At 52.9% G+C, this 4320-nt stretch carries 4 protein-coding genes; 1 reads left to right on the top strand and 3 read right to left on the bottom strand.

The window, feature by feature from the left end; genetic code table 11:
- Nucleotides 1–169 precede the first annotated feature (169 nt).
- Both rfaQ and HMPREF2726_RS12520 read right to left on the bottom strand, forming a co-directional pair.
- Nucleotides 170–1276 (bottom strand): putative lipopolysaccharide heptosyltransferase III, encoded by a 1107-nt coding sequence (rfaQ, locus tag HMPREF2726_RS00570; RefSeq protein WP_009311667.1) that lies wholly within the window; start codon nucleotides 1274–1276, stop codon nucleotides 170–172.
- Complete coding sequence (locus tag HMPREF2726_RS12520) at nucleotides 1221–1472, bottom strand: hypothetical protein (RefSeq protein WP_094112995.1); 252 nt, start codon at nucleotides 1470–1472, stop codon at nucleotides 1221–1223. Before HMPREF2726_RS12520 ends, rfaQ begins: the two co-directional genes overlap by 56 nt.
- A gap of 189 nt (nucleotides 1473–1661) precedes the next feature.
- Here HMPREF2726_RS12520 and HMPREF2726_RS00565 point away from each other — a divergent pair, with 189 nt between their 5' ends.
- On the top strand, nucleotides 1662–2543 hold the full coding sequence (locus tag HMPREF2726_RS00565) for a prephenate dehydrogenase (protein ID WP_009311666.1): 882 nt from the start codon (nucleotides 1662–1664) through the stop codon (nucleotides 2541–2543).
- Between the two features lie 104 nt (nucleotides 2544–2647).
- Here HMPREF2726_RS00565 and HMPREF2726_RS00560 read toward each other — a convergent pair whose 3' ends face one another.
- The gene (locus tag HMPREF2726_RS00560) at nucleotides 2648–4099 is read right to left on the bottom strand and encodes a DASS family sodium-coupled anion symporter (RefSeq protein WP_009311665.1); all 1452 of its coding nucleotides are present in this window, start codon (nucleotides 4097–4099) and stop codon (nucleotides 2648–2650) included.
- Between the last annotated feature and the right edge of the window lie 221 nt (nucleotides 4100–4320).

The raw sequence follows: 4320 nt of genomic DNA, 5'->3' as shown, positions 1-4320 counted from the left end.
TACGTCTCCACCAAATAGCGCGTTGACATCCGTTAAGGTTTCAGGATGTTTGGATAAATCTTAGGTGTTCTCTTGAGATGTCGGAATAGAGTGAAAATCTGTTGGAGTTAATTTTGCAAAGACCTCTACTTTATTTATAGGCAACCGCTTATTGATACCGAAGCAGGGATTATTCTATTGCTGCGTGTGTTCCCGTTTGGTCAATTTTCTCGAGTTTGGCGGAAACGCGGTTCCATACTTCTTCCAGAGGAATGGCTTTCAGGAGACGTTCGGGATTGTTTGTATTGATGCTGTCGGGGTGGGGGAGGTCGGTATAATCGCCCGCCCATATCACTTCGGCATTGAGCGAATAAGGATGCCATATGCCCAGCCAAGTCGCGCCGAATAGGGCGATTTGCGGTTTGTCGAGCGCGGCGGCGATGTGCATGGGAACGGAATCGACGCCGATAAACAGTTTGGCGCGGTCTATCGCCGCTGCAAGTTCGCGCAAAGTTAGGCAGCCGGACAATACCCATACTTTGCCGCTTTCCGGTATTTTCAGACGACCTAAGATGGCTTCAATCATGTCGTGTTCAACGGGACTGGGGGAGGCGGTCAGGACGACGTTGTGTCCGTGGTTCAGCAGAAGCTGGACGAGTGCGGCGTTTTTGCCGTCTTCCCAACATTTGAACAACCAGCGCGCGCCCGGATGTAGTAAGACGTAGTTTTCGCCTTGCCAGCCTTGTTCGCGCAATTTTTGTTCCATACTGTTGCGGACATCTGGGGAGATGCTCATGCGGACTTTTGCGTGGGGCAGTTCTTCCGGACGGATAAGCGGAGGCAGTATGCCCAGATGGGTTTCAACGATATGTTTGGTCGTGCCCATATCGGGGTTGAGAAAGTCGTGACACCAGCGCCAGGCGGCATTGTCGCGTTTGATGCAGTTGAAGCCGACGCTGCATTTTGAACAGAGCTTGGCAATGATGGCGGCACGCCATTGGTCGGAAAGGTTGAATGCCCAATCGTATTGACGGGCTTTTAACTGACGGAAAAGGTCTTTTTCGTGTTTGAACTGCATCCGCATGCCTTGTTTCTTCCATTGCCGGTCAATGGTGAAAATCCTGGCGATTTGCGGATTGTCGCGGATGATGTCGGCGGTTTCCTGATAAACCAGCATATCGACTTCGCACTCGGGAAAATGTTTTTTGATCGCATCGACGACCGGCGTACTGAGCAATACGTCACCATGATGGCGCAGTTTGATGACGAGGATACGGTTGGGTTGTGCAAGTGACATACGGTACTTTCAGACGACCTGGTTCAAGAATGGCTCTCAATTGTAAAACGGAACGCAAGGTTTGGAAAACTGTTTCTGTATAAACGGTTTTTAGAGCAAATGAACGCTGCCGGTTTTCTTTGATTTTCTTAAAAAATATTGATTTAGGATGATCGGTGTATGCAAAATTTTTTGGCACTGCAGAAGATTGTTCCATTCTGAAAACGCCTGCGGGCTGACCGGCTGTCTGATAGGGTTGTGGCTGGAATGGGGCCGATTTACTATAATAGCCCAAGCCGCAGGCAGGATTTGTGTTCCAAAAAGTTTTGCAGGTTTCGAAGCAAATCCTAGTCCTCGGTACGTTTTCAGACGACCTTTCCTTCATCCACCGCCTTACACATCCGCCATGACACCAAATGCCCCGCTCCAACACATCACCCTTATCGGCGTCGGACTGATAGGCGGCTCTTTCGTTCTGGATCTCAAACGATTGGGATGGGTGCAAACCGTGACCGGTATTGATCTCGACCGCGACAATCTCGACCGTGCGCTTGAGCGTCGGGTGATTGATAAAGCGTTTACGGAAATCAACGCCGAAAGCATCGGTCATGCCGATTTGGTGTTGATTGCCACGCCTGTTTCCACTTTGCCGACCATCTGCCAAGCCATTGCGCCGCTGCTTGCGCCGGAGGCTTATATGTCTGATGTGGGCAGCACCAAGCGGACTGCCATCGCCGCTTTCCGCCAATATCTGCCCGAGCGGATTTCACACTGTATCGCCGCACACCCCATTGCAGGCTCCGACCGCAGCGGCGCATTGGCGGCGCAATTCGGATTGTATCAAGATAAAAAACTGATTATCACCACACACGGACAAGAGCGTCCCGAAGGGATCGCTTTGATAAAAAGCCTGTGGCAGGCGGTCGGCGCACAGACGTTTGAAATGAGCGCGGAAGAACACGATGCTGTGTTCGCCGCCGTTTCCCATATGCCGCATTTGACCGCTTTTGCCTATGTCCACCAAATCGCCGACCATCCGGACGGACAGGAATATTTGAAATTTGCCGCCAGCGGTTTCCGAGACTTTACCCGTATCGCCTCCAGCCATCCCGCCATTTGGACAGACATCTGCCTGGACAATAAAAACAGCCTGATCAAGCTGATTGCCGGACTGCACGATCAACTTTCCGAGCTGGAGCGTATCCTCGAACAAGAAAACCGCGACGCGCTATACCGTTATTTTGAAGAAGCCAAGCAAACGCGCGACGAATGGTTGGGCAGCCAATAGCGGATTGATATCCAGCCTCACCTTGCAACTGCTTCTCTCCAAAAAGCAAAAAGGTCGTCTGAAAACCTATTTTCAGACGACCTTTTGTTGATTTCAGGCAGGGTTTACCAGTAGCCCAGTACTTTCCACCAGATGATGCCGATGGTGCCGAAAATCAGGATTTCGACCACGCTCATGATGAAGCCGGCTTTCCACCATTCGGTCATGCTGACATAGTTCGAGCCGTAGATGACGGGGGACGAACCTGAAGCGTAGTGGGTCAGCGACATCATGATGCCGGTGGCGGACGCCATAATCAGGGCGAACAGCATCGGCGGTGCGTCCAAGGCGAGACCTGCGCCGTAGAACGCGCCGAACATGGCGGTAACGTGTGCCGTGCCGCTGGCGAAAACGTAGTGGGCGTAGAGGTAGGCGAGTACCAGAAGGGCGCAACCGGCTTCCCAGCCCAAGCCGAGATGGGAAATGCCGCCCTGCATGGATTCGGACAGCCATGCAATCAGTCCCAATTTGTTGAGGAAGTTCGCCATCATGACCAAGGCGGCAAACCAGACGATGGTGTCCCACGCGCCTTTTTCTTTCAGCGCGTCGTCCCAAGTCAGTACGCCGGTGAGCAGACACAGCGAGAGACCGAGGAAGGTGGTGGCGGTAGCATCGACTTTCACGCCGAACAGCATTTCGGGAACGCCCGCCCACAGAAGCAGCAGAATCACGAAAATGCCGAGCATGATTTTTTCGTCGCGCTTCATCGCGCCCATTTCTTTCAGTTTTTCTTTGGCAAGGGCGGTCGCGTTAGGCGTTTGTTTGATTTCGGGCGGATACAGGAAATACAGCACCAGCGGCATCAGGAACATGGCGATCAGGCCGGGTACGACCATGGCGGCGAACCATGTGCCCCAAGAGAGGTGGATTTGCGAATCGGTGGCTTTGGCAACCAATTCGACGACCAGCGGGTTGGGCGCGGTCGCGGTAACGAAGATGCAGCAGGTGATGATGTTGGCGTGGTAGTTGACCAGCGCGAGGTATTTACCGATTTTGCCCTCCGTGCCTTTTTCGGGGTCGGAATCGAAGCTCAGAGCGATGGAACGCATAATCGGATGCACAATCGCGCCGCCGCGTGCGGTGTTGCTCGGCGTAACCGGACCGATGACCAAGTCAGCCAAAGCCAAGCTGTAACCTACGCCCAGCGTGCGTTTGCCGAAAAGGGAAATCAGAAGGTAGCCGATACGCATCCCCAAGCCGGTTTTCAACAAACCGCGCGAGATGATGATGGCGATACCGATCATCCAGATTAACGAGTTGTTGAGGCTGCTCAGTGCGTCTTTGGTCGCGTCGGCGGCTTTTTCGTTGGTCACTCCGGTCAGCGCGACCAAGGTAATGCCCAAAATCGCCATTGCGCCGATGGGCATGGCTTTGCCGATGATGCCGGCGATGATGCCGACGAACAGCGCCAAAAGGTGCCATGCGTCGGGCGATACGCCCTGCGGCACGGGTATGACGAACCAGATAATCAGCGTCAGCGCGAGCGCAACCGCCGCAGGAATTGGCTTGAAGCCCATGTTGAGTCTCCTAGTTTGAGGTATCGGGGAAATCGGATTTCAGACGACGTGTGCCTGATTTTGGTGGGAACAGGTCGTCTGAAACGTATTTGGCAGCAGTTGTTTTTTATGTTTTTCTTTTGGGTATTTGGATCATGCGTATTTTTGTGTTGTCATCTTTTTAGACGACGTTTCTTGAGTTTTACGTTTTGCCCTCTCCCTAACCCTCTCCCACGGGGAGA

The sequence above is a fragment of the Neisseria sp. HMSC074B07 genome (assembly GCF_001810355.1).
Taxonomy (GTDB): Bacteria; Pseudomonadota; Gammaproteobacteria; order Burkholderiales; family Neisseriaceae; genus Neisseria.
Note: the sequence above shows the minus strand (reverse complement) of the source record. Positions and strands in the feature narration are given on the sequence as shown.

What these genes read in the sequence shown, in the direction of transcription:
- rfaQ (WP_009311667.1), bottom strand. Translation starts at nt 1,276, where the DNA reads ATGTCACTTGCACAACCCAACCGTATCCTCGTCATCAAACTGCGCCAT.
- HMPREF2726_RS12520 (WP_094112995.1), bottom strand. Translation starts at nt 1,472, where the DNA reads ATGGAACAATCTTCTGCAGTGCCAAAAAATTTTGCATACACCGATCAT.
- HMPREF2726_RS00565 (WP_009311666.1), top strand. Translation starts at nt 1,662, where the DNA reads ATGACACCAAATGCCCCGCTCCAACACATCACCCTTATCGGCGTCGGA.
- HMPREF2726_RS00560 (WP_009311665.1), bottom strand. Translation starts at nt 4,099, where the DNA reads ATGGGCTTCAAGCCAATTCCTGCGGCGGTTGCGCTCGCGCTGACGCTG.